Annotated in this window: 26 protein-coding genes; 10 read left to right on the top strand and 16 right to left on the bottom strand. The window is 69.8% G+C overall.

From position 1 onward, the window contains the following. Positions 1–118: 118 nt before the first annotated feature. On the top strand, positions 119–514 hold the full coding sequence (locus HNR51_RS09690) for a GFA family protein (protein WP_182554800.1): 396 nt from the start codon (positions 119–121) through the stop codon (positions 512–514). A 6-nt stretch (positions 515–520) separates the two neighbouring features. Here HNR51_RS09690 and HNR51_RS09685 read toward each other — a convergent pair whose 3' ends face one another. From HNR51_RS09685 to HNR51_RS09675, 3 genes are read right to left on the bottom strand one after another with little or no spacing between them, the layout of a single operon-like run. Beyond that, positions 521–1,105 carry an NAD(P)H-dependent oxidoreductase gene (locus HNR51_RS09685; protein ID WP_182554799.1) on the bottom strand — a complete coding sequence of 195 codons (585 nt, stop codon included), beginning with the start codon at positions 1,103–1,105 and terminating at the stop codon, positions 521–523. A 7-nt stretch (positions 1,106–1,112) separates the two neighbouring features. Then, a complete protein-coding gene (locus HNR51_RS09680; protein WP_182554798.1) occupies positions 1,113–2,369 on the bottom strand; it encodes a lytic murein transglycosylase in 1,257 nt (418 codons plus the stop codon). Positions 2,370–2,413: 44 nt separating this feature from the next. Continuing rightward, on the bottom strand, positions 2,414–3,124 hold the full coding sequence (locus tag HNR51_RS09675; RefSeq protein WP_012455122.1) for an invasion associated locus B family protein: 711 nt from the start codon (positions 3,122–3,124) through the stop codon (positions 2,414–2,416). A 187-nt stretch (positions 3,125–3,311) separates the two neighbouring features. Between HNR51_RS09675 and HNR51_RS09670 the strand changes: the two genes are divergently transcribed. Continuing rightward, a complete protein-coding gene (locus HNR51_RS09670) occupies positions 3,312–3,806 on the top strand; it encodes a glutathione peroxidase (RefSeq protein ID WP_182554797.1) in 495 nt (164 codons plus the stop codon). Between the two features lie 6 nt (positions 3,807–3,812). On the opposite strand, the gene HNR51_RS09665 is transcribed toward HNR51_RS09670, so the two are convergent. From HNR51_RS09665 to fliL, 6 genes are all read right to left on the bottom strand, one after another. Further along, entirely contained in the window at positions 3,813–4,232 is a 420-nt protein-coding gene (locus HNR51_RS09665) for a DUF5615 family PIN-like protein (RefSeq protein WP_182554796.1), read from the bottom strand. Continuing rightward, positions 4,229–4,720 carry a DUF433 domain-containing protein gene (locus tag HNR51_RS09660; RefSeq protein WP_301549723.1) on the bottom strand — a complete coding sequence of 164 codons (492 nt, stop codon included), beginning with the start codon at positions 4,718–4,720 and terminating at the stop codon, positions 4,229–4,231. The genes HNR51_RS09665 and HNR51_RS09660 overlap by 4 nt, the downstream gene beginning before the upstream one ends. 236 nt (positions 4,721–4,956) lie before the next feature. Continuing rightward, the gene (locus tag HNR51_RS09655; protein WP_012455118.1) at positions 4,957–5,754 is read right to left on the bottom strand and encodes a MotE family protein; all 798 of its coding nucleotides are present in this window, start codon (positions 5,752–5,754) and stop codon (positions 4,957–4,959) included. Further along, entirely contained in the window at positions 5,751–6,245 is a 495-nt protein-coding gene (locus HNR51_RS09650; RefSeq protein ID WP_182554795.1) for a DUF6468 domain-containing protein, read from the bottom strand. Before HNR51_RS09650 ends, HNR51_RS09655 begins: the two co-directional genes overlap by 4 nt. 14 nt (positions 6,246–6,259) lie before the next feature. Then, a complete protein-coding gene (fliM, locus tag HNR51_RS09645) occupies positions 6,260–7,477 on the bottom strand; it encodes a flagellar motor switch protein FliM (protein WP_012455116.1) in 1,218 nt (405 codons plus the stop codon). A 58-nt stretch (positions 7,478–7,535) separates the two neighbouring features. Further along, positions 7,536–8,054 carry a flagellar basal body-associated protein FliL gene (fliL, locus tag HNR51_RS09640; RefSeq protein WP_041372044.1) on the bottom strand — a complete coding sequence of 173 codons (519 nt, stop codon included), beginning with the start codon at positions 8,052–8,054 and terminating at the stop codon, positions 7,536–7,538. 273 nt (positions 8,055–8,327) lie between these two features. Between fliL and flgF the strand changes: the two genes are divergently transcribed. Genes flgF through flgH form a run of 4 tightly spaced genes read left to right on the top strand, consistent with a single transcriptional unit; the run spans position 8,328 to position 11,748 of the window. Beyond that, complete coding sequence (gene flgF / locus HNR51_RS09635) at positions 8,328–9,068, top strand: flagellar basal-body rod protein FlgF (protein WP_012455114.1); 741 nt, start codon at positions 8,328–8,330, stop codon at positions 9,066–9,068. 26 nt (positions 9,069–9,094) lie between these two features. Further along, entirely contained in the window at positions 9,095–9,886 is a 792-nt protein-coding gene (gene flgG, locus HNR51_RS09630) for a flagellar basal-body rod protein FlgG (protein WP_012455113.1), read from the top strand. Between the two features lie 14 nt (positions 9,887–9,900). Next, the gene (gene flgA / locus HNR51_RS09625; protein WP_182554794.1) at positions 9,901–10,947 is read left to right on the top strand and encodes a flagellar basal body P-ring formation chaperone FlgA; all 1,047 of its coding nucleotides are present in this window, start codon (positions 9,901–9,903) and stop codon (positions 10,945–10,947) included. Positions 10,948–10,995: 48 nt separating this feature from the next. Next, positions 10,996–11,748, top strand: a complete 753-nt coding sequence (gene flgH / locus HNR51_RS09620; RefSeq protein WP_182554793.1) for a flagellar basal body L-ring protein FlgH — start codon at positions 10,996–10,998, stop codon at positions 11,746–11,748. A gap of 40 nt (positions 11,749–11,788) precedes the next feature. On the opposite strand, the gene HNR51_RS09615 is transcribed toward flgH, so the two are convergent. The 5 genes from HNR51_RS09615 to HNR51_RS09595 all read right to left on the bottom strand — a co-directional run bounded on the left by HNR51_RS09615 (position 11,789) and on the right by HNR51_RS09595 (position 14,969). Further along, positions 11,789–11,965 (bottom strand): hypothetical protein, encoded by a 177-nt coding sequence (locus HNR51_RS09615; protein ID WP_012455110.1) that lies wholly within the window; start codon positions 11,963–11,965, stop codon positions 11,789–11,791. Positions 11,966–12,142: 177 nt separating this feature from the next. Beyond that, positions 12,143–12,844, bottom strand: coding sequence for a hypothetical protein (locus HNR51_RS09610; protein ID WP_182554792.1), 702 nt, complete (start codon positions 12,842–12,844; stop codon positions 12,143–12,145). A gap of 145 nt (positions 12,845–12,989) precedes the next feature. Next, the gene (locus HNR51_RS09605) at positions 12,990–13,469 is read right to left on the bottom strand and encodes a hypothetical protein (RefSeq protein ID WP_182554791.1); all 480 of its coding nucleotides are present in this window, start codon (positions 13,467–13,469) and stop codon (positions 12,990–12,992) included. Next, a complete protein-coding gene (locus tag HNR51_RS09600; RefSeq protein ID WP_182554790.1) occupies positions 13,459–13,818 on the bottom strand; it encodes a rod-binding protein in 360 nt (119 codons plus the stop codon). The genes HNR51_RS09605 and HNR51_RS09600 overlap by 11 nt, the downstream gene beginning before the upstream one ends. 26 nt (positions 13,819–13,844) lie before the next feature. After that, positions 13,845–14,969 carry a flagellar basal body P-ring protein FlgI gene (locus HNR51_RS09595; RefSeq protein WP_373325229.1) on the bottom strand — a complete coding sequence of 375 codons (1,125 nt, stop codon included), beginning with the start codon at positions 14,967–14,969 and terminating at the stop codon, positions 13,845–13,847. A 260-nt stretch (positions 14,970–15,229) separates the two neighbouring features. Here HNR51_RS09595 and HNR51_RS09590 point away from each other — a divergent pair, with 260 nt between their 5' ends. Beyond that, complete coding sequence (locus HNR51_RS09590; RefSeq protein WP_141951904.1) at positions 15,230–15,667, top strand: flagellar assembly protein FliX; 438 nt, start codon at positions 15,230–15,232, stop codon at positions 15,665–15,667. 59 nt (positions 15,668–15,726) lie between these two features. Here the strand turns inward: HNR51_RS09590 and HNR51_RS09585 are convergent, their stop codons facing one another. Continuing rightward, positions 15,727–16,023, bottom strand: a complete 297-nt coding sequence (locus tag HNR51_RS09585; protein ID WP_017486294.1) for a GCG_CRPN prefix-to-repeats domain-containing protein — start codon at positions 16,021–16,023, stop codon at positions 15,727–15,729. A 327-nt stretch (positions 16,024–16,350) separates the two neighbouring features. Here HNR51_RS09585 and HNR51_RS09580 point away from each other — a divergent pair, with 327 nt between their 5' ends. The 3 genes from HNR51_RS09580 to dksA all read left to right on the top strand — a co-directional run bounded on the left by HNR51_RS09580 (position 16,351) and on the right by dksA (position 19,418). Next, positions 16,351–17,724 (top strand): MBOAT family O-acyltransferase, encoded by a 1,374-nt coding sequence (locus HNR51_RS09580; RefSeq protein WP_182554789.1) that lies wholly within the window; start codon positions 16,351–16,353, stop codon positions 17,722–17,724. Positions 17,725–17,758: 34 nt separating this feature from the next. Next, on the top strand, positions 17,759–18,745 hold the full coding sequence (locus HNR51_RS09575) for a hypothetical protein (RefSeq protein ID WP_239681669.1): 987 nt from the start codon (positions 17,759–17,761) through the stop codon (positions 18,743–18,745). Positions 18,746–18,998: 253 nt separating this feature from the next. Further along, a complete protein-coding gene (dksA, locus tag HNR51_RS09570; RefSeq protein ID WP_012455095.1) occupies positions 18,999–19,418 on the top strand; it encodes an RNA polymerase-binding protein DksA in 420 nt (139 codons plus the stop codon). A 402-nt stretch (positions 19,419–19,820) separates the two neighbouring features. On the opposite strand, the gene HNR51_RS09565 is transcribed toward dksA, so the two are convergent. Beyond that, complete coding sequence (locus HNR51_RS09565; protein ID WP_182554787.1) at positions 19,821–20,039, bottom strand: SlyX family protein; 219 nt, start codon at positions 20,037–20,039, stop codon at positions 19,821–19,823. Positions 20,040–20,464 lie beyond the last annotated feature (425 nt).

Here is a 20,464-nt window from a genome sequence, read left to right as displayed (position 1 = left end):
ACCGCCCTCGGGCTCTATCCTCCGGCGCGTCGCGGCAACGCTTCGGGATTCGTGCCGACCGGGATCATGATCCCTCATCGCGGGCTTCCAGGCATCGTCGCATCGGGGATCGGACGCCATGCTCAAGGGACGCTGCCATTGCGGGGCCATCACCTACGAGATGCCCTCGGAGGTGGTTCACAACGCCCTGTGCCACTGCTCCGATTGCCGGCGCCATTCCGGCGCGCCGATGGTCGGCTGGGCGATGGTGCCGGCCGAGCGCGTGACGATCTCCGGTGCGCCCGCAATCTACGCCTCCTCCGAGCACGGGCGGCGGCATTTCTGCGGGCGCTGCGGCACCGGCCTGTTCTACGTCAACGAACAGATGCTGCCGGGCATGATCGACGTGCAGACCGGCACCCTCGACACGCCCGATGCTCTACCGCCACAGGCGCATGTCCAAGTGGCCGAACGTGTGAGCTGGATGGAGGAGGCGCACCACCTGCCGAGCTTCGAACGCTTTCCGGCGGGCTGACGCGGCTCAGAACGCCGAAAGCGCCCTGCGGACCCGCTCCAGGAACCGGGTCCGCGCCTCGTCCGTGGCCCTGTCCATACCGGTGAGCGCGATCCAATCGAGCCGGCAGCGCCGGGCGCAGAGTGGGCGGATGCCGAAGCGGAACAGCCGCCAATCGGGCCAGCCGACGAGCCAGAGCAGCCAGCGCGGCGAGCCGTAGGTCGTCACCACCGCGATCCGGCGGATGTTGGTGAGGCGCGGCTGGAGCACCTTGGCACCGCCCAGCGCGAAGGCGACGCCGGGCAGCCAGACCCGGTCGAACCAGCCCTTCAGCATGGCCGGGAGCCCGAACCACCATGTCGGGTAGACCAGGACCAGAGCCTCGGCCCGGCGCAGGGCGGCGATGTGGCCGGCCAGCTCCGGCCGCCCGGTTTCCGCGTCGTAATAGGCGCCCCGCTCCCGCGCGCTCAGCCGCGGATCGAAATTCTCTTCGTAGAGATCGAGGCTCTCGACCTCATGACCGGCCGCTTCGAGCGCCGAGGCGGCCGCCTCGCGCAGGGCCGCGTTGAAGCTGTCGGGCCGAGGATGGCAATGGACCAGCAGGACGCGCATCGGACCGCTACGGTGCCGCCGGCTTGTCCGCCGCCCGCACCCGGTCGAGGAGCGCGGCGTCGGCGTAGCCGTCGGGCACGAGGCCCTGCGCTTCCTGGAAGGCGCGGATCGCGGCGCGGGTCTTCGGCCCGATCTTTCCGTCGGCGCCGCCGGCCGGGTGGCCGAGGGCGGCGAGTCGGGTCTGGAGGTCGGTGCGCTCCTCCGTCGTGAGCATCCGATCCTCCCGCGGCCAGTCGCGGGTGAAGCCGGGGGCACCACGCAGGCGGTCGGAGAGATGCGCCACCGTGAGTGCGTAGGCGAGCGCCGTGTTGTAGCGCAGGATCACCCGGAAGTTCGGTTCCAGCAGGAAGGCGGGACCCTTGGCGCCGGTCGGCAGCAGCAGGGCGGCCCGGCGCTCGGCACGCTCCGGGAAGCTGCCGTTCGCGGGCTTGAGGCCGAGCCTTTGCCACTCGGCGAAGGACCGCTCGGTGGTTTCGTCGGCGAGGCGGTAGTCGAAGGTCTCCGGCAGGAGCACTTCGAGGCCCCAGCCCTCGCCCGCGCGCCAGCCGGATTGCTTCAGGAAGTTGGCGGTCGAGGCGAGCGCGTCCGGCACCGAGTGCCAGATGTCGCGCCGGCCGTCGCCATCGAAATCGACCGCGTGGCGCAGGAAGGCGGTCGGCATGAACTGGGTATGGCCCATGGCGCCGGCCCAGGAGCCCCGCATCCGCGCCGCGTCGGCATCGCCGTCGGCCAGGATCTTCAGGGCCGCGACGAGTTCGTCGCGCCACAGGCCCGGACGGGCGGGATCGCCGCAGGCGAGCGTCGCCAGCGCCGGCACCACCGGGCGGATGCCGGAGCCTTCGAGGGCGGCCCCGTAATTCGACTCGACGCCCCAGAACGCGACCAGGATGTGCCGGTCGACGCCGTAGGCCGACTCGATCCGCCCCAGCACCTCGGACCACTCGGCGAGCTTGGCCTGACCCGTCGCGATCCGCTCCGGGGTCACGCTCGCCTCGATATACTGCCAGACCGGCTTGACGAATTCGGCCTGGGACTGGGTCGCGGGCACGACCGCCGGGTCGGGCGCGATCCCCGACAGAGCCGTCTCGGCCACCGGTGCGGGGACGCCGCGCTCCTGGGCGAGGGTCTTCAGCGTTCCGAGGCAGGCCGCGAAATCCGGCGGCGGATCGGCCGGCGCCTCGGCCCGGGCCGGGTTCAGGCCGGTGAGGGGCGAGAGGGCGGAGGACAGGAGGGCGAGGAGGAGCACTTCGGTGAAAGGCCGCATGGATGCAGCCTTACCATTTCTCCGGCCAATCGCGAGGCCGGGCCTCAGCTTCCGAAGGCGCTCGCCCGGGCGAAGGCGGCGGCGAATCCCGAGAGCGGCACGGTGATGATCGTCGGCTCCTTGGCGTCCGGCTTCGTCGCCGAGATGGTCAGGTTGGTCGCCGTCTTCATCGTGTCGGTGGCGAGCGTCGGCAGGCTGACCGGCACGAGGCAGCCGTCGCTGACGCAGAACGAGAACGGCGCGCCCTTGCCGAGCTGCCGGTCGTCGAGCTTGAACGAGACGCCGGGCTCGATCTGAAGGCCGAACGGCATCAGGATCAGGCCCTCGCTCTTCCCGTCCTTGGGCGGACGCAGCTCGATGCTGAACAGCCGCTTGCCGGTGCGCCGGTCGCCCTGCGACTGGATGATCACGCAATCGGTGCGCGCCTCGGCGCGGTTGCAGTTCATCGTCCAATCGCCGTAGCTCTCGCTGACGGAGCTGGCGCCGGCCGGCCATTGCGCGGAGCCGGACGCGGCGGCGGGTTCCAGCACCGTGCCGGAGGGGGTCGGGCTCGCCGATTCCTTGGGCTCTTCCTTCTTCGGCGCGGGCTTGCGCGGGCGCGGCTTCGGCTTGGCGGCGGGCTCCGACGGGGCGGCTTCCGGCGCGGGGTCGGCCGCGCCATCCTGAGCGGACGCGGTGTTCGGCCATGCGGCAGCCAGCAATCCGGCGAGCAGAAGCGCCGTGGCGGAGGCGGTTCCGCGGGACAGAGGCGGCATGGTGAAGGCTCCTGCGAGTGTCGTCCGGCGCGCCTAGCTCCGCTTGCGAAAGGATGCAATTGCACGGACGCCGCAGAACACGGCGACGGTGGAATTTGCGGTCGAGCCTGGAATCGTTCAACGAAAATCAGGAGTATATCCCGTCTACATCCGGGATACTTGAGCAATCTGGGGGCCGAAAGCGGTGATGAGCGACATCTACGATCATAGCCCGCGCGATGCGCGTGGCGCCCCCCATCCCCTGTCGCAGTATCGCGGTAAGGTTCTCCTCGTGGTCAACACCGCCTCGAAATGCGGGTTCACGCCGCAATATCAGGGCCTGGAAACACTCTGGCGGCGCCACCGCGCCCGCGGCCTCGTCGTGCTCGGCCTGCCCTGCAACCAGTTCGGCGCGCAGGAGCCGGGCGATGCCGCCGCCATCGAGCAGTTCTGCTCGCTGACCTACGACGTGACCTTCCCGGTGCTCGCCAAGATCGAGGTCAACGGCCCGGGCGCCGACCCGCTCTACGTCGATCTCAAGCGCGAGCGGCCGGGGCTCTTCGGCACGCAGGGCATCAAGTGGAACTTCACCAAGTTCCTGATCGGCCGCGACGGCCGGGTCATCGAGCGCTTCTCGCCCTCGACCAAGCCCTCGGCCCTCGAGGGCGCGATCGAGCAAGCGCTGGCGGCGCCGGGCGGGTAGATCGCGTCAGCGCTTGGGGAGATCGTAGAGCCGGATAATAACGTCTCCGTCCGCCTCCAGCGTCACATCGAGAACACGGTTTACGAGGTCGTCGCCCAGTGCTGCGAGCTTGTCGAGCGCGATCGCGAACAGGTCCCTCTGCAGGTCGAGATCCATCCCCGGCGGGCCGTTGAGACAAATCAGTCCGGCGTGAAGGTCAAGGGCGGCGTAGAGGCCTTTCGAGCCTTGGGCGTCGGCGGGGCCACGGAAGTCGATGGAGTTCTTGGTGACGAGCGTCAGATCCTCCGCCAGTACGATCGGCAGGAGCTTCCAGTCCGGCATGCCTTGAAGCCCACGCCGCTTCACGCTCGTCGAATTCCAATGCCCGCGCTCGATCGCCATCCGGGTGACCTCGTCGCTCAGGCACTCGTCGATGAAGAGGTTCATCCGGCCTTGCGGCGGGTGATCCGCTCTTCGGAGACGAGGCCGGCGCCGTCGAGGATCGGGTTCGCCCTCGGCCGTCCCTGGCGCGGGTTCGCCGCCGCATAGAGCGCGGCCAAAGCAATCCGCTCGTCGTCGAGGCCGGGATAGGCGGCGTGGATCCGCTCCGAGGGCTGTCCGGCCGCGACGGAGGCCGCCACATCATGAACCGGGATTCGGGTGCCCGCGATCACGGGCGTCCCGGACAAAACGGACGGCGAGGACGAGACCAGGGCCAAGGCCCGACGATAGCGTTCCCAGCGTTCCGCGGCGCCTGTGATGAAGGGTTCGAAATCGATCTGGAGGAAGCCGTCCCGAACGACCCATCCCTGGGCCGGTCGGGCAAAATCCGGCTCCGCCGGCTCGGCGCGGATCCGACGGCCCACCACGCGGATCGCAGACAACCGCTCCTCCGCGGTCAAGCGCTTGGCGCTGCCGTAATAGAAGGCGATCAACGGGCAGCCTATCGCTGAGACGCGGCGTTCCTCTCCCAGCCTGACGAGCTCATCGGGAAGAACGCCTCGGTCGATCGCGTGATGGACCTCGCGCAGTCCGACGCCCGACACGACGGCCGCTTCCGTCGGCCGGAGCATCTCCATCGCGGTCATAGGGATCTCTTCCGAAAAGTCTTCCCACTGCCGGGAAGGTATAATCGGAGAGATGCCTCCGCAAGAGGCCGTGAATCGCTGCGTCACCGCGCCGGACGCGCCGCCGGGCCCGGATCGATCGCCGGCAGCTCGCCCGGCGGCAGGCCCGGCGCGGCGGCGGAGGCCTGCGGGGCATCGACGCCGCGGGCGCGGTTGGCCAGCGCCACGGTCAGCTTCTCGGCGGGCTCCGAGCCCATCAGGGCCAGAACCTCGGCCATCTTGCGCGGATTCATCGCCGTCACGATCGGCACCAGGGTGTCGAGGCTCAGGCGATCGAACACCCGGGCCGCGTCCTTGGGCTTCATCGTCTCGTACATCAGGACGATGCCCTTCATCCCGGCCTTCTCGGCCTCGGCCCGCTTGGCCCCCTCGGAGCCGACCTTGTCCTCGGCCCCCTTCAGGTCGGCGACGCCGGATTCGAGCTTGCGCTCGGCATCCTTGAGCATCTGCTCGCGCAGATCGAGTTCGTCGCCGCGCTGCTTGAGCGACTCGCGCCGGGCGGCGAGCTTTTCCAGGATCGCCCGCTCGCTCTCCGAGACCGGTTCCGGCACCTGCGGCTGGTAGACCGGCGGCGGGGCGGGCTCCGCTGTCTTCGGCGGGGCCGAGACGGAGCCGGTGGTGGTCGGGTCGCCCGGTTCGTAATTGGTCCGCGCCTTGGCCAGGACGCGGGCGAAGTCCGGCAGCGGCGCGCCCGGCAGCGCCGGCTCGTCGGCCACCAGGGCCGTGAGCTTGAGCACGAGGAGCCCGATCGCCGCCAGGGTCACGGCGTCGATCAGGCGCAGCCGGAAGGGGCGCGCCGGCAGGCTCGCGAGTCGTGCGAGGCGGCGCGCGGGCAGGCTCATGCGGCCCTGGCCCGGAGGCGGTCGAGGGCGCGCTCGGACAGGGCCTGGGCGGCGGCGAGGGCCGCACCGACGCGCTCGCCGTTGCCGACGGTGGTCTCGACGGCCGCCGGGCGCGGAACGGCCGGCGCGGCCGCGGGACCGGCCGAGGGAGTCGCCGCATTCCGCGCCTGGCCGACGATGGCGGCGATGCGGTTGATGACGCTCTCACCCGCCTGCACATGCGCGGAGAGGTCGGCGCTGGTACGCTCGGCGGTGGCGAGGCGCTCGGCGAGCGTGCGGTCGCACTCGTCGAGGGTGGCGCGCAGGCCGGCGATGGCGCGCTCGGCGGTGGCGCTCGCCACCACGAGGTCGCCGATGGTGGAGCGCAGGGCCGCCTCGTCCGCCTTGAGCCGGTTGATGCGCGCCGACAGCTTCACCGACGAGGCGATGGTGGCGACCAGGAGGACGGCGACGAGGACGTCGGCGGCCATCGAGATGAAGAAGGTCATCATGGTCTTCCTGCCGCTCAGCCGTCGTTGCGGTTCTGCATCGAGATTTCGTAGGCCTGCAGCGTTGTGCGGGACTGCCGCAGCGGCCGCGCGACCTGCACCGCGATGGCGTCGTCGATCCGGCCGATCCGCCCCTGCGTCAGCGCCCAGTCGCCGCAGCGCACGGTGATGAGGTCGCTGGGCTTGCGGTCGAACATCAGCGTGTCGCCGACCTTGAGGTTGAGCACACGCTTCAGCGGCAGCGTCACCTCGTGCAGCACCGCCTCCATCTCCACGTCCGCCTGCCAGATCTCGGTGGCCAGATGGCTCTCCCAGACCTGATCGCGCCCGAGCCGTTCGCCCATGAAGCTCTGCATCAGCAGGTCGCGGATCGGCTCGACGGTGGCGTAGGGGAACAGGATCTGCATCCCGCCGCCGCGCCCGTCCATGTCGAGCTTGAGCGTGATCAGGATCGCGGCGTTGCCGGGCCGGGTGATGGTGGCGAAGCGCGGGTTGGTCTCGATCCGGTCGATCCCGAACCGCACCGGCGAGAGCGGCTGGAACGACATCTCCAGATCCGTGAGGATGATCTCCACGAGGCGGCGCACGAGGCTCATTTCGATCGTGGTGAAGGGCCGTCCGTCCAGCCGGCTCGACGAGCCGCCGCGCTTGCCCCCGAGCAGCAGGTCCATGGTCGAGTAGGCCAGCGTCTGCTCCACGGTGACGAGGCCCGATCCTTCCCAGGAATCGGCCTTGAACACGCCGAGCAGCGTCGGGAGCGGGATCGCGTTGAGGTAGTCGCCGAACCGGACCGAGGTGATGTTGTCGAGCGTCACCTCGACGTTGTCCTGGAAGAAGTTGCGCAAGGACGTCGACAGCAACCGGATCATCCGGTCGAAGACGATTTCCAGCATCGGCAGGCGTTCGTACTGAACGACGCCCGAATCGACGATGGCGCGCACGCCCCCCGCGCCCGAGGCGGAGAGTTCGCGCAGCGAGAAGCCGAGGACGCCGTCGATCTCGTCCTGGTTCAGGATGCGGTCGTTGCCGGCGAGTTCGGGGAGATTCTCGGTCTCCCCGTCCTCGATCATCGTCGCCCATTCGGCGGCGACGTCGCCCGCGCTCTTGGTCGTGCCCTGCTCGGCGAGCGCCGCGCCCCATTCCTCGGCGAGCGAGGCGTCGCCGCCGCCGTCGGCGCCCTGCTCGGCGAAGGCGGCCGCCCAATCGTCCTCCAGCTCGTCCTCGGGTCCGGTCATGCCTGTCGCGTGCTCGCGATTGTCGTGGAGCGTCGGGGTTTCGCAGGAAGGGCGCCGTTCACTGGACGATCACGTCCTTGAACAGCACCGCCTCGGCCTTGGCCGGATGCAGCGCGATGTTGACCCGCCGCAGCAATTCCTCGCGCAGGCGGTACAGGCCGGCGGATCCGGCCAAGTCGCTTGCCCGGATCTCGCGCAGGTAGGTCTGGAACGCGTCCTCGACCCGCGGCATCAGCGGCTTGACCGTCGATTCGACCTTGGCGTCCTTCAATTCCAGCGCGACGCGCAGCTTGAGCACGTTGGCCTTGGTCGCCCCCGGATCGGGGCTGAGGTTGACCATCATGTCACGCATGTCGAGGAATACGGCCTGCGCCTTCGGATCGACCTTCTCGCCCGCATGCTCGCCGTGAGCGTCGGCATGCGCCGCCCGGCTCTTCATGAACATGAAGCCGCCCCCGCCGCCGCCGAGCAGCAGAACCGCGGCGGCGATGATGATGAGCTTCTTCTTGGACTTCGGCGCTTCCGCGGAGCCTTCTTCGCCCTCGGCAGCGGGTGCCTTCTTCGGCTTCTTGGCCATGAGCAGCTCGTCGGCAATCCGGATCGGACCGATGGGGCGGGGCCGCGCGCGAGGCGCAATCCCCTTCCCTTCCTTCTCCGCCGACGTGGTTAACCCTCGGTTAAGCCGGCAGAACTTGCCGGGTCGGACTTGCCGCCGACCCGCGGCGGCCCGGCGCCCCCTCGCCGGCGAAATTACGGCAAGTAACTGCCTGTTAAGGTAAAAACGAAACGGCGGCGGTTGGCACGTCCCCTGCGGTGGTGAGCACGAACCCGTCGCCACCCGAGGCACACCATGCAGAACGCGCTCTTCGTCGGAGTCTCCGCCCAGGCCGCGCTCGCCCGCGAACTCGACGTCATCGCCAACAACATGGCCAACGTCTCGACCACGGGCTTCAAGGCGCGCTCCGCACGCTTCCAGGAATACCTGATGCCGGTGGCCTCGGCCGACAGCTTCCAGCGCTCGGACCGCCGCCTCTCCTACGTCATCGACCAGGGCACGCCGCTCGACCTCACGCAGGGGCCGGTGGAGCCCGACGGCAACCCGATGCACGTCGCGCTGCGCGGCGACGCCTTCCTCGCCGTCCAGACGCCGCAGGGGGTGCGCTATACCCGAAACGGCGCTTTTGAACTCAACGCGCAGGGCAACCTCGTCACCTCGGACGGATACGCGGTGCAGGGCGACGGCGGCCCGATCACCATCGGCCAGCAGGAGACGGGGCTCTCCATCGCCCCCGACGGCACGGTCTCGACCAATCTCGGCATCCGCGGGCGGCTGCGCCTCGTCACATTCGCCAACCCGCAGGCGCTGAAGTCGGAAGGCGCCAACCTGTTCTCGTCGGATGCGCCGGCCCGGGCGGCCGGCCCCGGCCAGCATCTGGAGCCCGGTGCCCTGGAGCGCTCCAACGTGAAGCCGGTCGTCGAGATGACCCGGCTGATGGACGTGAACCGCACCTACACGATGGTCTCGAGCGTGATCTCGCGCCTCGACGACCTGCGCGGCACGGCGATCCGCCGTCTCGCCGACGTCGCCTGATCTTCCGGCTCTAAGGACCGACGCCGATGCGCGCCCTCTACGCCGCCGCCACGGGCATGGCGGCCCAGGAACTCAACGTCCAGGTCATCTCGAACAACATCGCGAACCTGCGCACCACCGGCTACAAGCGCCAGCAGGTGCATTTCCAGGATCTGCTCTACCAGAACCTGCGCCGCTCCGGCTCCTCGACCTCGGACCAGAACACGATCCTGCCCGCCGGCCTTGCCCTGGGTTCGGGCGTGAAGACCACCTCGACGGCGCGGGCCATGTCGCAGGGGCCGCTGGCCCAGACGGACAAGGACTACGACGTCGCGATCCGCGGCGAGGGCCTGTTCCGCGTCCGCCTGCCCGACGGACGCAACGCCTACACCCGCGACGGCTCGTTCGACCTCGACGCGCAGGGCCAACTCGTGACCCGCGACGGCTACCTGCTCGATCCCGGCGTCACTGTGCCCAACACCGCGACCTCGGTGACGATCTCGGCCACCGGCGCGGTGCAGGCGACGCTGCCGGGCCAGACCGCGCCGCAGGCGCTCGGCCAGTTCCAGCTCGCCCGCTTCGTCAACAAGGTCGGCCTCGAATCGATCGGCGACAACCTCTTCGTCGAGACCGCGGCCTCCGGCCCGGCCATCACCGGCCTGCCGGGATCCGAGGGCTTCGGCAACCTGCAGCAGAACTGGCTCGAAGAGGCCAACGTCAACGCGGTCACCGAGATCTCGTCCCTGATCGCGGCGCAGCGCGCCTACGAGATGAACTCCAAGGTCGTCACCGCCGCCGACCAGATGCTCTCCACCACCTCGCAGATGTTCCGCGGCTGAGGATCGGACCCGTGATGCACGCCCTCAGGCCGATCCGCCCCGCCGCTCCGCTCGCCGTCACCCCGCTCTCCCGCGGCACGATCGGCCGGACGCTGTTCGCGCTCGCCGCCTTCATGGCGATGACCCTGTTCGCCCTGCCGCTGATGGCCGCCGGCACAACACTGCGCCTGCGCGGGGACGTGACCGCGCGCGGCGACACTCTCAGCCTCGGCGACCTCGTCGAGGGCGTGCCGGCCGAACTCGCCGCCCGCCCGCTGTTCCGCGCCCCGGCGCTCGGGTCGATCGGCACGATCCAGGCCCGCCGCATCATCGAGTCCGTCGCCGCCCTCGGCCTCACCGGCATCGAGACCGGCGGTCGGGTGCAGGTGACGGTGCAGCGCGCCGCCCGCCGGGTCGGACCGCCGGAGATCGAGGCCGCCCTGAAGCGGGCTCTGGAGACCGGCTACGGCCTCGACGCCAAGGCGCTGTCCGTGCGGCTCGACGGCGACGCGCCGGTGCTGCTCGCCCCGCTCGACCTCGACGGCCAGGCGGTGGCGGTCGATGTCACCTTCGATCCCCGCACGCGCCGGGTCGCCGGCCTGATCGTGCTGGGCGAGCGCCAAGCCTCGCTCCGGGTTGGCGGCGTCGCGGTCGAGACCCGCGAAGTGGCGGTGCTGACCCGCAGCCTCAACCGCGGCGAGGCGGTCGCCAGCGCCGACCTCACCCTGGAGCGCCGCCCGCGCGATGCCGTACCCGCCGACGTACAGGGCGCGCCGAGCCTCGTCGTCGGCCAAGTGGCGCAGCGGCCCTTGAGCGCCGGCTCGGTCCTGCGCTCAGGCGACGTGGCGCCGCCCGACCTCGTCGCCCGCGGCGACAGCGTCGCCATCGTGTTCGAGACGCCCGGCGTGTCGCTGTCGATGCGCGGCGTCGCCAACGAGAGCGGCCGGCTCGGCGCCAGCGTCTCGGTGACCAACGGCGCCTCGAAGAAGGTGCTCCAGGCCGTGGTGATCGGCCCCGGCCGGGTCTCGGTGAGCCCCGCGCCGCAGCCCCAGCCCGTGCTCCAGGCCAGCGCGGCCCCGTAAGGCCCGCCTCTCACCCTAACCCTTCCCGCCAGCGCCGGACCCCTTCCGATGACCGCTCGCCGTCCCCGCCTTTCCCGCCTCGCCGTGATCCTGGCGCTCGCGCCGCTCGGCGCCTGCAACACCGTGGATCGCCTCTCGCAGGTCGGCGCGACGCCGACGCTCTCGGCGATCGAGGACCCGACCGCCCAGCCCGGATACCGGCCGGTGCGCATGGCGATGCCGGACGTGGCGCCCGTCTCCTATGCGCCGAACTCCCTGTGGCGCACCGGATCGCGCGCCTTCTTCAAGGATCAGCGCGCCGCGCGCATCGGCGACCTGCTCACCGTCAAGGTCAACGTCACCGACCGGGCCAACCTCAACAACGAGACCAAGCGCTCGCGCACCAATGCGGAGGGGTTCGGCCTGCCCAACGCCTTCGGCCTGGAGAACAGTGCGGGCGTGGCGGCGGCCGGCATCAGCCCGGACAAGCTCATCAACGGCTCCTCCACCTCGTCGAGCGACGGGGCGGGCTCGGTGCAGCGCGCCGAGACGGTGACCACCAACGTCGCGGCCGTGGTCACGCAGGTGCTGCCCAACGGCAACCTCGTGGTCGAGGGCAAGCAGGAGATCCGGATCAACTTCGAGGTGCGCGAGCTGATCGTCGCCGGCGTGGTGCGGCCCGAGGACATCGAATCGGACAACACCATCGATTCGACCAAGATCGCCCAGGCCCGTATCGCCTATGGCGGCCGCGGCCAGATCACCGACGTGCAGCAGCCCCGCTACGGCCAGCAGCTCGTCGATATCCTGCTGCCGTTCTGATCGGACGGGGCAAGCGGGCCCCGCCACGCGGTCGGGCGCGTCAGTGCTCGGTGCCGGGCCGGTTCGGCCGCGGCGCGTCGCCGTGGGCCTGGGTGAAGGCGGAGCGGCGCGGATCGTTCTTCGACTGCGCCACCCGGCCGCGCTGCCAGATCGCGAAGCCCGCGACGAGGACAATGGTCACGATTGCCAGCAACGGAATGAGGACGTCGTTCGACATGGGCATTTCCTCCGAACATTGTGTTCGGAGGCAAGTGGCACGCAGGACGGAAGTTCCAGTCGGTCGGATCTTCGGTCGATTTCGCAAGATCATGCGGTCGAATCGGATAGGAACGTCCGTGACGGCATAAGATCGTAGTCTTTCGGGCCGCGCCAAGTGCGGATTATTTGCCGCCCGCTATCGGCCCGCCGCCAGGATTGAATCGTAGCGCTTCAGCACGTCCTTCCGCGGATCGGCGCTCGTGGCAATGCGCTCGCCGGACATCACCGCCATGTAATCCTCGGCCGCCGAGGTGAAGGCGCCGTCCTCGAGCACCATCGTGCCGGAGAGGCGCTGGATGTCGAGCATCCGGGTCGTGTACCGGCCATAGGCCCGATCCTGCTCGTCCTGGCTTCGGGCGCTCTTCTTCTCGTCGTTGTAGAGTTCGAGCGACTTCTGTGCGGCCCGCATGGATTTGAGGGAGGCGATGGCTTCGAACTCCTTCGCAAGCTCCGGATCCTCCTTGAGGACCTTCTCGACCTTCTTGCGATAGGGGCTGTCGGTGACGAGCGTCCCGGATTCGACCCGAAGCGCGATCGGATCGTCGAGGGGAATGCCCTCCCGCTTGAAGGCCGCGCCGAGCTTGGCGGCGAAGGCATCGGAGCGGACCTTGAGGTGCTCGTCGAAGGACCGGGCCGCGATCGCGGCGGCCTCCTGATCGGCCTTGAGCGTATCCGCCGCCGCCTTCGCCTTGTCGGAAAGATGCACGGTCGCGGCGGGATCGGCGGCCGACTTGCCGCCCTGAGATAAGCGATCCGAGATGCCCGCGTTCTTCGCGGGAAGAGCCCCGCGCTGAAACAGGGGGAGGCTCGGCTCGCGGTTCGTGGTGATCCTCGACATCGACGGTTCGCCTCGGTCGCCTGCAGCAAGGCGCCGAGAGGAGGCCGGGGTCGTCCGCCGCGTCGAGGCGCTACAACCACAAGATCGGATCGTCGTTACGAAACCATGAAGGGATGCGGTCCCGATCTCTTTGAACGCCGTCTCTTCAGAGGCTGCGCGAAAACACCAGCGGCCCGCCCTGCGCGCCACGGCCGTAGGGCGAAGGCGAGACCGAGGGGCGGCCGTAGACGGTCGGCGTGCGGGTCTTGGCGACCTCCTCGGCGAGCGTCTTCACCAGCCCTTCGGAGACGGCGCGGGCGGTGGCGAGCACCTGCTGGTTGGTCTCGACCGCGGCGGCGAAGCGGTGCTGGGCCGCCTTCAGCGCCTCCACCCCCTCCGGCGCGAATCGGGCGAGCGCGATGGCGTTGGCCTTGGCCGCCTCCAGGCCGTTCATGTAAGCGGAGGCGAGCTCGGATTTCGGCGCGGCTTCCGCCAGCGCCTGCGCGATCCGCCCGGCCCGCACGCCCTCGCTCTCGCGGGCGAGCACGCCTTCCAGCGCGTCCATGGTGGCGAGCAGATCCTTCACGAAGCCGAGCGCGGCCGCGCGGTCGGCGATGCGGAGGGGAAGGGTCCGATCAGCGGCCACCGCCCGCCTCCTGCATGCGCATCATCTCGGAATAGACCTGGTTGCTGATGCCGACGCCGCCGGTCTTCACGATGGCGTTGGCGTATTCCTTGGTCAGCATCGAGCGCCAGACGCCGCCGCCGGTGCCGTTCTCGCCCAGCGGCCCTTCCGTGCCCGCGCTCTGGGTCAGCCGCTCCAGGCTGTCCTCCAGGAACATCTTCTCGAAGTCGTCCGCCGTCTTGCGGGCTTTCGCCGAGGCGGTGGCCTTGGCCGTGTCCATGGTCTCGGCATCGGTCTTGGCGAGCGAGCCGATCAGGCTCTTGCCGACGCCGACGGCGGCGGAGGCGGCGAAGGTTGCGAGGGGCAGCATGGAGGCGGTCTCCGCTTGGGACGAAATCACATCAGCTCGATATCGGCCTGGAGCGCGCCGGCCGTCTTGATCGCCTGGAGGATCGAGATCAGGTCGCGCGGGCCTACGCCGAGCGCGTTCAGGCCATCGACGAGTTCGCGCAGGCTGACGCCCTCCTTGACCAAGGCGAGCTTGTTGCCGTCGCCGGTATCAACCTTCACGCCGGTGCGCGGCACGATCGCGGTCTGGCCGTTCGACAGCGGCGCGGGCTGGCTCACCATCGGCTGCTCGGTGATCGTCACCGTCAGGTTGCCCTGGGCGATGGCGACCGTGGAGACGCGCACGTCGCGGCCCATCACGATGATGCCGGAGCGCTCGTCGACCACGACCCGCGCGGTCTGGTCGGGCTCGACCTTGAGCTGCTCCACCTCGGTGATGAGGCGGATCATGTTGCCGCGGTACTTGGCCGGGATCTGGAGCGTGATCGTCGCCGGGTCGGTCGGCTCGGCAGTGTCGGCGCCCATGAAGTCGTTGATCGCCGAGGCGATGCGTTTGGCGGTGGTGAAGTCGGGGTTGCGCAGCGAGAGGCGAAGCGAGCGCGCCTCGTTGAGCTTGAACGCCATCTCGCGCTCGATCAGCGCGCCGTTGGAGATGCGCCCGTTGGTCGGCACGCCGCGGGTGATCTTGGCGGCTTCGCCCTCCGCCGCGAAGCCGGCGATCGCCACCGAGCCCTGCGCCAAGGCGTAGATCTCGCCGTCGGCGCCGAGGAGCGAGGTCGCCACCAGGGTGCCGCCCTGGAGCGACTTGGCGTCGCCCAGCGAGGAGACCGTCACGTCGATATGCGTGCCCTGGGTCGCGAAAGGGGGGAGATTGGCCGTCACCATCACCGCCGCGAGGTTCTGGGTGCGCATCGTCGCGCCGCGGGTGTTGATGCCGAGCCGCTCCAGCATCGCTTGCAGCGACTGCTTGGTGAAGGGGATGTTGTTGAGCGTGTCGCCGGTGCCGTTGAGGCCGACCACGATGCCGTAGCCGACGAGCTGGTTGGTGCGCACGCCCTCGACGGCGGCGAGATCCTTGACCCGCGACAGGGCGCTGGCCGGGGCCGGCGGCAGCAGCGCCGCCAGGCAGGCGAACACCGCGACCAGATGGCGGATGGGGTTCAAGCGAGGCAGGGGCATCGGAACTCGGCGACGGGTGACGGCGTCTTCACGCTGCACCGATCCTAGCCAGGGCCGTGCCAACGGCTAAGCATTTGATATAGATGCTGTTTGTCTCGCGAGGCGGGGTCTGGGCGGCGCGGCGGGCCGGCGCGTTTCCTGCCGCCCCGGCAGCTTCTGCCGGGCTGTTTACCCGCGCTTAACCGTAGCGGCCGATTCCTTCACCGTTCAGCGCGCGCCGTATCTCGGCGGGCGCGAAAAGGTCTCGAACCCTCATGCGCGTCGACCCACGCTTTGCCGCCGCCGCCGCAGGTGCGCTCAACGCGACCCGCCGCGCCGCCGCGCCGGGCGCCTTCGCTCCCACCGAAACGGGAGAGACGCCCCGCGCCGCGACCGCGGGCACGAGCCAGACCGGCATGCTGACCGGGCTCGACGCGCTCCTCACGCTGCAGGGGCAGGACGGGGCCGAGGCGCAGAAGGAGCGCCGTCGCCGCTCCGTACAGCGCGGGCACGATCTGCTCGACGGACTCGACCGGCTGAAAGCCGCGCTGATCGGCGGCCGGGTGGCGACGCGCGACCTTCAGGCCATCGCCGGCCGCCTCGCCGAGCGGAAGGCGGAGAGCGGCGACCCGCGCCTCGACGGGCTGGTGGCCGAGATCGAGCTGCGCGCAGCCGTGGAACTGGCCAAGCTCGAAGCGGTGCGAGGCGCTTGACCAATGAAAAAGGCCGGACCCCTGTCGAGGTCCGGCCCGAGCGATCATCCGTCGGTCGATTACCAGTAATAGGGCCGCGGGCGGTAATAGCCGTAGGGCCGGTAGAACGGCCGCGGGCGGTAATAGCCGGGAGGCGGACCGCCCCAGTAGCGCCGCGGTCCCCAGTTCGGGCGGCAGATGCCCCAGGGATTGGGATGGAAGCCCGGCCCGCAGCCGCCGGCGGTGCGCTCCACGAGCGCGTTGTCCGTTGCGGTCGCGAGGGGGGCGGGGCTGAAGGGAGCCGCCTGGGCCGATCCCGCCACACCGAGGCTGCCGGCGATCACCGCAGCCAATGCGAACGCCTTCGCGTGCGTCATCGTACGATTTCTCCGTTCGGGCCGAAGCATACGGCCGATGCTCGAAACTAGGTCCGTCTCGATGAACCGAAGCTGACTGGCTCAGGCCCCTGCGGTCCCGGGCGATCGTCGGGTTGAAGCTTGTGCACATCGGCGTGAGCCGCGCGTAAGCCGCGCGCCTGACCTTGCTCGGCGGCCCGATCTCCTCTCATCGCCGCAGGCGCATGAGCACGCCCGCGCCCGCCGACCCGCCGCGATTGACGGCCCCGCTCCGATCCCCGACAAGGCTGCCCGCGTGAGCGGGCGCGCGCCGGTCTCGCCGGACGCATAGGGATTCGCCGCGCCGCGATGCTGTTCAACTCCTTCGTCTTCCTGCTCGCCTTCCTGCCGGCCGCGCTGGTGCTGCACGCTGCCGCCGAGCGCTACCGGCCGGACTTGCGGCTGCCGCTCCTCGTCGGGCTGTCCTTCGTCTTCTACGCGTGGTGGGACTGGCGCTTCCTGCCGCTGCTCCTCGGCTCCATCGGCGTGAACTGGCTGATCGCGCGCGCCCTGCCGCGGGACCGAACCGGCTGGCTCTTCCCCGCGGCGCTCGCGGCCAATCTCGCGGTGCTGGGGCTCTTCAAGTATCTCGGCTTTCTCACCGACCTCGCCGACCTGATCCCGGGTCTCGATCTGCCGCGGATCGACCTCGCCCTGCCGCTCGGGATCTCGTTCTTCACCTTCCACCACATCATGTACCTGACGGACCTGAGGGCGGGACGTGCCCCGTCCTTCGGGCTGACCCGCTACGCCCTCTACATCGCCTTCTTCCCGCAGGTTCTCGCCGGCCCGCTCGTGCGCTGGAGCGAGATCATGCACCAGTTCGAGGAGCGGCCCTACGCGCGCCCCGACGCCGCCGAGCGGATCGGGCGCGGGGTGATGCTGCTCACCGTGGGGCTCGCCAAGAAGGTGTTCCTCGGCGATCCGCTCTCGGTCTACGTCAATCCGGTGTTCCAGGCGGCGGCCGCGGGCAAGGCGGTGACGGTCGCCGAGGCGTGGCAGGCGACGCTCGGTTTCACCTTCCAGATCTATTTCGACTTCTCCGGCTACACCGATATGGCGCTCGGCCTCGCGCTGCTGTTCGGCATCGTGCTGCCGCAGAACTTCGACGTGCCCTATCGCGCCACTTCCCTGCGCGACTTCTGGCGGCGCTGGCACATGACGCTGTCGCGCTTCCTGCGCGACTACCTCTACATCGCCATGGGCGGAAACCGCCGCGGGCTCGCCATCCAAGTGGGTGCGCTGTTCGCCACCATGACGCTCGGCGGCCTGTGGCACGGAGCCGGGCTGACCTTCGTCGCCTGGGGCGCCGCCCACGGGCTCGGCCTCGGTGCCGGCGTCCTGTGGCGCCGGGTGGGCGGGCGGATGCCGCACCTGCTCGGCTGGGCGCTGACCGCCGGGTTCGTGATCCTGACCTGGGTTCTGTTCCGCGCCGCCTCCTTCGATGCGGCGCTGACGATCTACAAGGGGCTGTTCGGGCTGGCGCCGACGGGCTCGGGCTTCAAGTGGCGGACGATTCTCATCGCCGCCGCGGTCGCGATGATCGGCCCGACCGCCTGGGCGGCGGTCCACCGCCTGCCCCCGAGCCGCTGGCTCGCGGCCGCCTTCGCCGTGCTGTTCGTCGTCGTGCTCCTCAAGATCGGGGACGATGCGAACTACGAGTTCATCTATTTCCAGTTCTGAGATGGCATCGAGTCCCACCAGGGCCGGAGAACGGATGTGGGCGGGGTTCGCGCGCCTGTTCGTCCGCATGGCGATCGGCCTGCTCGCCGGCTATCTCGCGCTGGCCTACCTCGTCGATCCCTACGACAGCGGCCGCTCGACGCTGTTCTCGGCCGGCGCCGTGCGCCCGCAGGGCCCGCGCACCGCCGCGGCCTCGCGCGGGCGCGACCCGGCCTTTACAGGCGCGATCTTCGGCAATTCCCACATCCAGCTCGTCGAGCCCGCGCGGCTGACGGCGGCGACCGGCATCCCCTTCGTCCAGCTCTCCGTGCCCGCGACCGGACCGGGCGAGCAGCTCGCCCTGCTGGCGTGGTTCCTGCGCCATCATCCGGAGCCGAAGGCCGTCGTCCTGTCGGTGGACGAGTTCTGGTGCACGAGCGATCCGGCTCTGCCGAACGAAAAGCCGTTCCCGTTCTGGCTCTACGGCGACGAAACGCTGGCCTATCTGCGCGGGCTGCTGCGCTTCTCCGTGGCCCAGGAAGTCGTCGGCCGGATCGGCTGGCTCCTCGGCCCGCGCCGCAAGCGCGCGGCGGCGGACGGCTGGTGGGATTACGAGCCGGATTACCTCCGGCTCGGCGATCTCGACGGCGAGCGCTTCCGCGCCGCGCGGGAGGCCCCGGTCCCCGACGCGGCCGCACCGGGACAGGCGGGTCCGGACTTCCCCGCTTCCGGACGCCTCGGCGACGCCCTGGCGGCGCTGCCGGCCGGGACCGCCGTCGTCATGGTCTTCCCGCCGGTCTACGCCGCCGGAATCCCGCGCCCCGGGACGCCGCGGGCCCGCGCCGAGGCGGCCTGTCGCGCGGCGATGGCCGCTGCGCTCGCGCGGCACGACCGCAGCGCCCTCGTCGATGGGCGGCGGGAGCGGCCGGCCCTGCACGACCCGGCGCTGTTCTTCGACCAGACCCATTACCGGCACGCCCTGGCGCGCCCGCTGACGGACGAGATCGCCGCTGCCATCGACCGGCTGCGGCGCGCGCCCTGAGGCGGATGCATCGAGCCCTGGGGACTCGCGCGAGGCGAGATCGAGGGGGGCGCTGTCGCATGTGCGTTCGCCGGTCCGCCCTCAACCTGATGTCGGATCGAGAGGGACTTGAGCGTGTCGTGTTTGCCGCAGCGCGGGAGCTTTTTGCGCGAGACGGTGCGAGGCGGCATCCGCGCGTTGTGGAGCTTGCCCGGCTCGATTATAGCCTCGCCCAAGATCGCCGCTGACCGGCAGGGAGCGCGAGGAAAAGACGATGGCGAAGGTCACGATCGAGGACGGCTACAGGCCCTCCGACGACGAGCCCTTCATGAATGAGCGGCAGCGCGAGTACTTCCGGCGCAAGCTGCTCACGTGGAAGAGCGAGATTCTGCGCGAGGCGCAGGATACGCTCACGGCGCTCCAGAGCGAGAACGAGAACCATCCGGATCTCGCCGACCGCGCCTCGTCCGAGACCGACCGGGCCATCGAACTGCGCGCCCGCGACCGCCAGCGCAAGCTGACGAGCAAGATCGACGCGGCCCTCGCCCGGCTGGAGGACGGGTCCTACGGCTTCTGCGAGGAGACCGGCGAGCCGATCTCGCTCAAGCGGCTCGACGCGCGACCGATCGCGACCCTGTCCCTGGAAGCCCAGGAGCGGCACGAGCGCCGCGAGCGGGTCTACCGCGACGACTGATCCGGCTCGCGCCGCTCAATGTGCCCCGGCCTCGATCCGGACGAAGCTGCGCACGGGCCCCAGGGCTGAATTGCCGCGGGCATCGACGGAGACACGACCCTGCACCGGGGCGGCGGTGCGGCCCGGGCCGGCATCGATTCCGGCCCTGACCCGGCCTGACAGGCGCAGTCAGGTCGTCGTGCCGGGAATGCGGAAGAAGTTCGCACCCTGGCTCGGGCACGGCTCCATCGGCGCCTCCGAGGGAAGCGGTGCGCGTTCGAACGCAGCCGCCGGCAGGATGCCAGCGGACAGGAGTAGCGCTGCGAGGCACGAGCCGAGAGGCCGCAATCGCTCCTGCCCCTTGAAAGCCGTCCTACGCATCAGACCCTCCGCCCCGTCGGCCCCATCATCCGCGATCCGCCGTCAATAATGCGGCGGCGGCGGCTCCGGCGCACCGCTGGCGGCTCGGAAGGCGCTCTCCTCGACCTGTTCCTGCAACCGCCCGAGCTGCCGGGTGAGTCGGTCGATCACCGTCCACTGCGCGGTGAGGGCTGCGTTCAGATCCTCGATCACCGCTTCCTGCTCCGTCAGCCGGATCTCGAGGCGCGCGATTCGCTCGCTGTCGGGCGGCCTGTCGCTCATGATGTCGCTCATGGACCGACCATGCCTGCAGCCGGTGGCCGCTGACAACCAGCCATTCCGCGAAGGCCCGCTGGTCCGATCCGTGCGTGTTATGGCGTCGATGCATGACGGCTCTGACGAGACCGCATGAATTGCAGATCCGATAGCTTTGATCGCCTTTCGGACCGCGGTTGCGCGCCAAGCGGCTTTACAGTCGCAAGGGTTCGCTCCGACCTCAGCATGCGGCGAGATCTGACATTTCGTCTGTTGCCGTCTCGATTGTGGGCAAAGTTTCTGGATCGACGCCGTGCCCGCGTTGTCATCGTGCGAGACTGCGTGAAACCAAGGTCAGGAAGCCGCGCATTCGCCGCTCTGCTTGCGTCGCAACGAATTGCCGGAAAAATCCTGGAAAAATCGAAGCGTTTCTTCCGTCTTCCCTTCAGGGC

The sequence above is a fragment of the Methylorubrum thiocyanatum genome, assembly GCA_014138645.1.
GTDB lineage: Bacteria > Pseudomonadota > Alphaproteobacteria > Rhizobiales > Beijerinckiaceae > Methylobacterium > Methylobacterium thiocyanatum.
Note: the sequence above shows the minus strand (reverse complement) of the source record. Positions and strands in the feature narration are given on the sequence as shown.

Bases quoted from the DNA above. Each gene is read 5' to 3' on its own strand.
- HNR51_RS09665 (WP_182554796.1), bottom strand. From the start codon at position 4,232: ATGAACCTCTTCATCGACGAGTGCCTGAGCGACGAGGTCACCCGGATG.
- HNR51_RS09610 (WP_182554792.1), bottom strand. From the start codon at position 12,844: ATGTCGAGGATCACCACGAACCGCGAGCCGAGCCTCCCCCTGTTTCAG.
- flgF (WP_012455114.1), top strand. From the start codon at position 8,328: ATGCAGAACGCGCTCTTCGTCGGAGTCTCCGCCCAGGCCGCGCTCGCC.
- HNR51_RS09590 (WP_141951904.1), top strand. From the start codon at position 15,230: ATGCGCGTCGACCCACGCTTTGCCGCCGCCGCCGCAGGTGCGCTCAAC.
- HNR51_RS09680 (WP_182554798.1), bottom strand. From the start codon at position 2,369: ATGCGGCCTTTCACCGAAGTGCTCCTCCTCGCCCTCCTGTCCTCCGCC.
- flgG (WP_012455113.1), top strand. From the start codon at position 9,095: ATGCGCGCCCTCTACGCCGCCGCCACGGGCATGGCGGCCCAGGAACTC.
- HNR51_RS09600 (WP_182554790.1), bottom strand. From the start codon at position 13,818: ATGCTGCCCCTCGCAACCTTCGCCGCCTCCGCCGCCGTCGGCGTCGGC.
- fliM (WP_012455116.1), bottom strand. From the start codon at position 7,477: ATGACCGGACCCGAGGACGAGCTGGAGGACGATTGGGCGGCCGCCTTC.
- HNR51_RS09575 (WP_239681669.1), top strand. From the start codon at position 17,759: ATGTGGGCGGGGTTCGCGCGCCTGTTCGTCCGCATGGCGATCGGCCTG.
- HNR51_RS09670 (WP_182554797.1), top strand. From the start codon at position 3,312: ATGAGCGACATCTACGATCATAGCCCGCGCGATGCGCGTGGCGCCCCC.
- HNR51_RS09585 (WP_017486294.1), bottom strand. From the start codon at position 16,023: ATGACGCACGCGAAGGCGTTCGCATTGGCTGCGGTGATCGCCGGCAGC.
- fliL (WP_041372044.1), bottom strand. From the start codon at position 8,054: ATGGCCAAGAAGCCGAAGAAGGCACCCGCTGCCGAGGGCGAAGAAGGC.
- HNR51_RS09565 (WP_182554787.1), bottom strand. From the start codon at position 20,039: ATGAGCGACAGGCCGCCCGACAGCGAGCGAATCGCGCGCCTCGAGATC.
- HNR51_RS09580 (WP_182554789.1), top strand. From the start codon at position 16,351: ATGCTGTTCAACTCCTTCGTCTTCCTGCTCGCCTTCCTGCCGGCCGCG.
- HNR51_RS09685 (WP_182554799.1), bottom strand. From the start codon at position 1,105: ATGCGCGTCCTGCTGGTCCATTGCCATCCTCGGCCCGACAGCTTCAAC.
- HNR51_RS09675 (WP_012455122.1), bottom strand. From the start codon at position 3,124: ATGCCGCCTCTGTCCCGCGGAACCGCCTCCGCCACGGCGCTTCTGCTC.
- HNR51_RS09650 (WP_182554795.1), bottom strand. From the start codon at position 6,245: ATGATGACCTTCTTCATCTCGATGGCCGCCGACGTCCTCGTCGCCGTC.
- HNR51_RS09615 (WP_012455110.1), bottom strand. From the start codon at position 11,965: ATGTCGAACGACGTCCTCATTCCGTTGCTGGCAATCGTGACCATTGTC.
- flgA (WP_182554794.1), top strand. From the start codon at position 9,901: ATGCACGCCCTCAGGCCGATCCGCCCCGCCGCTCCGCTCGCCGTCACC.
- HNR51_RS09655 (WP_012455118.1), bottom strand. From the start codon at position 5,754: ATGAGCCTGCCCGCGCGCCGCCTCGCACGACTCGCGAGCCTGCCGGCG.
- flgH (WP_182554793.1), top strand. From the start codon at position 10,996: ATGACCGCTCGCCGTCCCCGCCTTTCCCGCCTCGCCGTGATCCTGGCG.
- HNR51_RS09690 (WP_182554800.1), top strand. From the start codon at position 119: ATGCTCAAGGGACGCTGCCATTGCGGGGCCATCACCTACGAGATGCCC.
- dksA (WP_012455095.1), top strand. From the start codon at position 18,999: ATGGCGAAGGTCACGATCGAGGACGGCTACAGGCCCTCCGACGACGAG.